Consider the following 4,678-nt stretch of genomic DNA (forward strand, 5'->3'; position numbering starts at 1 on the left):
ATGAACCTGATCAAACTGTATTGATATATGGCACCCCTACCCGGGGCTTCCGCACCGACCAATGGAGATCTCCCGTGTACCGCTGCTTTGACGAACTCGACGATGCTGTCGCCATCCTCGACCGGGACAACACCGTTGTCCGGCTGAACCGATCGTTTCAGGAGACGTTCGGGATCGGCGATGACGCTGCCCGTGGCATGGAGATAGGCGGCCTCATCACCCGTCACCTCGCACCGCTCTTCGAGGAGGGGGACTCTGCCGAGAGGTTAATCGGCGCACTCCGGAACCGGGAGGAGGTGGCGCACGGGGCTTGCCGGATGCGAACCTCCAGCGGCGAGGTGCGCCGTTTCTCGTTCTCGTGCCGGGCGATCTCCGGCGAACCCTGCGCCGGGGAGAGGCTTGTACGGTTCCGGGAGAACACTTCCGGGCGTAAGGAAGAGAGGGCACGGATCAGGGCCGAGTCAGTCTTTGCCACCGTCGGGGAACTGGTGCCCTACGGCTTCTGGGTATGCGGGCCGGACGGCGACGTGCTCTATCTCTCCGCCTCGTTCCTCGAACTGGTGGGAAGGACGATCGAGGAGTTCCGGGAGAGGGGATGGCTGGAGTGCATCCCGCTCGAGGATGCTGCGGCAGTGCGCTCCGACTGGAGACGGTGCCTCGATACGGGATGCCAGTGGGATCGCGAGTTAAGGATTCCGGATCCCGACGGGAAATGCCACATCATCCTCTCCCGGGGAACTCCTGTCCGTGACAGGGACGGGCAGATCGTCTTCTGGGTCGGGATCAACCTCGACATCACCGCGAGAAAACAGGCCGAGCGGCTCACCGCCGTCCGGGCGGCGCAGCAGGCAGCCGTCGCGGACCTCGGCCAGTTCGCTCTTGCAGGGGCCGAACCCCCCGAACTGATGAACGCCGTGGTCCGGGTGGTGGCGGAGCGTCTGGGAGTCGAGTACGCCAAAGTGCTCCGGTACCTGCCCAAAGAAGATCTCTTCATCCTCGAAGCGGCAGTGGGGTTCGGCGGAGTCCGGATCGGTACCGAGAAAGTGAACGGGGGAACCGATTCCCAGGCGGGATACACCCTTCTCTCCCACGAGCCGGTGATCGTCGAAGACTTCGAGGCCGAGACCCGGTTCCGGGGCCCGCCCCTCCTGCGAAACGAGGGAATCCTGAGCGGCATCAGCGTCATTATCCAGGGTGACGAGGCACCGTACGGGGTGCTCGGCGCCCATACCCGGGCCCTGCGCAGGTTCACCCGGGACGACATCAACTTCGTCCAGGCGGCCGCAAACGTTCTGGCACAGGGGATCAAGCGAAAGGCGGCCGAAGAGGCGCTCGGCAAGAGCGAGGAGAAGTTCCGCGAGATAGCACAGCGGAGCTTCGATATGATCTATACCTGCTACTACGACCGGGGGATCACCTACATGTCCCCGGCCGTGACCCGCATCCTCGGCTATACCCCCGCCGAACTCATCGGCTGCAAGTGCCGTGACTACGTCACCCCCTTATCGCTCACCGCATGGGAGGAAGGGCAGAAGAAGATGGCCGGAGGCGAATCGATAGAGGGGCTCGAAGTCGAGTTCCGCCGAAAAGACGGGACGGCGGCCTTCGTCGAGCTGAGCGAATCCCCGATCGTGGAAAACGCAAAGGTGGTCGGCGTCCAGGCGACCGGCAGGGACATCACCGAGCGGAGACAGAATGAACGCCTCCGGCAGCAGGCGTTCGAGCAGATCGAGCGGAACATCGAGCAGTTCGCCGTTCTCGGCGATCACATACGCCAGCCCCTGCAGGTGATCCTCGGCATGGCCGACCTGACCGACGACCCGAAGACGTCGACGGTCATCCACAATCAGGTCGAGCGGATCAACGAGTACATCACGCAGCTGGATCGGGGATGGGTGGAGTCGCGGGAAGTTCGTGCGTTCCTCCGGCGGCACGAACAGGATTGACGTCCGGCCGGATCGTCGCCATCGGCCCACGACAGGCCATACCATGGCCACGTTTCAAGGAATTGTCGTCCGGCGGCAGGGTGCGCGACCCTGTGCGGGTATCGCACAAATCGATGAAACCTGCGGATCCGGCTACCGGCTTTATGCAACTGCCCAAACAGATAGGTACCTATGCCGGACAGCACAAACAACAGTTCATCGGCACGCTTCATGAACGGCACCATCCCCGCCGGCCTCCTCGCCGCCGTGCGGTCGGAGCGGCCGCTCATCCATCACATAACGAACAGCGTCACGATCAACGACTGCGCGAACATAACCATCTGCGCCGGGGCCGCCCCGGTGATGGCCGAGGCGCCCGAGGAGGTCGCCGAGATGGTCGCCGCCGCCGGCGCCCTCGTCCTGAACATCGGGACGCTCTCCTCTACGCAGGTCGAGGCCATGCTGATTGCCGGGCGCCGGGCAAACGACCTCGGCATCCCGGTCGTCCTCGACCCGGTCGGCGTGGGGGCGACGGCGTTCCGGACCGAGACCGCCGAGCGACTCCTCGACACCCTCGATGTCGCCGTCCTGAAGGGCAACGCCGGGGAGATCGGTGTCCTTGCCGGGACGGGCGGGAGCGTCCGGGGCGTGGACTCCGGCGGGGTCGCCGGCGACCCCGTCGAGACGGCGCGGGAGTGCGCCCGCCTCACGGGAACCGTCGTGTCGATGACGGGGCCGGTCGACGTCGTTACCGACGATAGAAGGGTCTTCCTCGTCGGGAACGGCAACCCGGCGATGGACCGCCTCTCGGGGACGGGGTGCATGGCCTCCTCGATCACCGCGGCGTTCGTCGCGGTTGCGGACGATTATGCGGTCGCGTCGGCCGCGGCGCTCGCGGCCTTCGGCCGGGCGGGGGAGCGGGCCGCACTTGAGGCACGCGGCCCCTACTCGTTCAGGACGGCGCTCTTCGACGAACTTGCCGCCCTCACCCCCGACGACCTTGCCGGGCACGCGCGGATCGAGGAGCGGTAATGGCATATGACCTCTACGTGATCACCGACGAGGAGATCGGCCGCGGGCGATCCCACGCGGAGCTTGCCGCCCGCGCCGTCGCCGGCGGCGCGGACGCGATCCAGCTCCGCGACAAGACCCTCTCGGGGCGGGCGCTCTTCGATGCGGCCTTTGCCGTCCGCGAGATCACCTTTGATGCCGGAGCGCTCTTCATCGTGAACGACCGTCTGGACGTCGCCCTTGCGGCCGGTGCCGACGGGGTTCATCTCGGCGAGAGCGATCTCCCCATCGGAGAGGCGCGACGGCTCGCCCCGCCGGGGTTCATCATCGGGGCATCGGTCGGGTCGGTGGCGACGGCGGTCCGCGCTGCGACGGAGGGGGCCGACTACGTCGCACTCAGCCCGACGTTTGCGACCGGGTCGAAGGACGACGCCGGGCCGGGCCGCGGGCTCGCCGTCCTCGCGGAGATCCGTGCTGCGGTATCCCTCCCCATCGTCGCGATAGGCGGGATCACCGCGGAAAACGTCTCCGACGTCATCGCCGCGGGAGCCGACGGGGTTGCGGTGATATCGGCGGTCGTCGGGAAGGACGACGTCACCGCCGCCGCACGAGACCTCCGGGCCCGGATCGTCGCCGCGAAAACGAGAGGACGCTAACCCTCCGCTCCGGCTCCTTCGAGCGCAGGCGTCCGCTGGTGGAAGGCCGCCCGCCACCGGCCCCCGGCCCGGGCATACACCGTCGACACGTAGAGTGTCTGCCCGCCGAAGGAGACGGTATACGCGAGGACGGCACCCTCTTCCCTAACGGGCACGACCCTCGGGTCCGTGATGGCGTACTCCGGAAACTCGTTGGGGTTCTCCACGAGATCGCGGAGGATCCCCTCCCTGTCCAGGATGCCCCGGGGGCTGACGACAAGGGCTTCCGGCGCGAGATAATCACGGTAGAACTCCACGTCCCGGGTGTCGGCAGCCTTCCAGGCCCGCTTCTCGATATCCAGCAGAACCGCTAAGAGGTCTTCCATAGAGAGCACGTGGACGCATGGGACGATAATAACCGTTTCCCATGGTCAACCCGGACGCAAACCCTCTTCTCCCCCCGGAGAGAGGGATACCTATGACCGGGATAACCTTCACCCCCATCGGTACCGTCCGCTCCCCCTTCCGCGACCCCCGCGACATGCCGATCCAGCCCGTCGGCGCCCGGGGCGTCCGGGGGACGGTCGAACTCGACCCCGCCTATGCCGCCGGCTTGAAAGACCTCACGGGGTTCTCCCGGATCATCGTTCTCTACCACTTCCACCGCTCGGAGGGCTACGCGCTCGAAGTGGTGCCGTTCCTCGATACGACACCGCACGGCGTCTTTGCGACCCGGGCGCCCCGCCGCCCCAACGCGATCGGTCTCTCGGTTCTGCGGCTGGCCGCCGTCGAGGGCGCGACGCTCCATCTCGATGACGTGGATATCCTGGACGGCACCCCGGTCCTCGACATCAAGCCCTACGTCCCGGCGTTCGACGCCTACCCCGACGAGCGGTCCGGGTGGCTGGCCTCAACCTCGGATGACGCCCGCACCAGGCGCTCGGACGGCCGGTTCTGCTGACCTCGAGAGGAGGGCAACATTTAACAGGGAGCTGTTGAGGTAAAGTCATTTAACATAACTACAAAGTAAATGAAACGCCTTTAATATCGGCGGACGGGTACTGTATGGTATCCATGACAAAACGAGCAATTCCACTGATCGCCGTC

5 protein-coding genes are annotated in these 4,678 nt (G+C 65.9%); 4 read left to right on the forward strand and 1 reads right to left on the reverse strand.

Going from position 1 to position 4,678, the window contains the following annotated elements; genetic code table 11:
- Positions 1–74: 74 nt before the first annotated feature.
- From L21_RS02305 to thiE, 3 genes are all read left to right on the forward strand, one after another.
- Positions 75–1,946 (forward strand): PAS domain S-box protein, encoded by a 1,872-nt coding sequence (locus L21_RS02305; RefSeq protein ID WP_074368889.1) that lies wholly within the window; start codon positions 75–77, stop codon positions 1,944–1,946.
- Positions 1,947–2,117: 171 nt separating this feature from the next.
- Positions 2,118–2,957: a hydroxyethylthiazole kinase gene (gene thiM, locus L21_RS02310; protein ID WP_083608715.1), complete on the forward strand. Its 840-nt coding sequence runs from the start codon at positions 2,118–2,120 to the stop codon at positions 2,955–2,957.
- The gene (gene thiE / locus L21_RS02315) at positions 2,957–3,592 is read left to right on the forward strand and encodes a thiamine phosphate synthase (RefSeq protein WP_074368890.1); all 636 of its coding nucleotides are present in this window, start codon (positions 2,957–2,959) and stop codon (positions 3,590–3,592) included. The genes thiM and thiE overlap by 1 nt, the downstream gene beginning before the upstream one ends.
- Here the strand turns inward: thiE and L21_RS02320 are convergent.
- Entirely contained in the window at positions 3,589–3,957 is a 369-nt protein-coding gene (locus L21_RS02320; protein WP_074368891.1) for a nuclear transport factor 2 family protein, read from the reverse strand. The genes thiE and L21_RS02320 overlap by 4 nt on opposite strands.
- Positions 3,958–4,049: 92 nt before the next feature.
- Between L21_RS02320 and tsaA the strand changes: the two genes are divergently transcribed.
- On the forward strand, positions 4,050–4,532 hold the full coding sequence (gene tsaA, locus L21_RS02325) for a tRNA (N6-threonylcarbamoyladenosine(37)-N6)-methyltransferase TrmO (RefSeq protein ID WP_074368893.1): 483 nt from the start codon (positions 4,050–4,052) through the stop codon (positions 4,530–4,532).
- Positions 4,533–4,678 lie beyond the last annotated feature (146 nt).

Source organism: Methanoculleus chikugoensis (genome assembly GCF_900095385.1).
GTDB lineage: Archaea > Halobacteriota > Methanomicrobia > Methanomicrobiales > Methanoculleaceae > Methanoculleus > Methanoculleus chikugoensis_A.

Excerpts from the sequence above, each read along its gene's own strand:
- L21_RS02320 (WP_074368891.1), bottom strand. The coding sequence starts at position 3,957 with ATGGAAGACCTCTTAGCGGTTCTGCTGGATATCGAGAAGCGGGCCTGG.
- tsaA (WP_074368893.1), top strand. The coding sequence starts at position 4,050 with ATGACCGGGATAACCTTCACCCCCATCGGTACCGTCCGCTCCCCCTTC.
- thiE (WP_074368890.1), top strand. The coding sequence starts at position 2,957 with ATGGCATATGACCTCTACGTGATCACCGACGAGGAGATCGGCCGCGGG.
- thiM (WP_083608715.1), top strand. The coding sequence starts at position 2,118 with ATGCCGGACAGCACAAACAACAGTTCATCGGCACGCTTCATGAACGGC.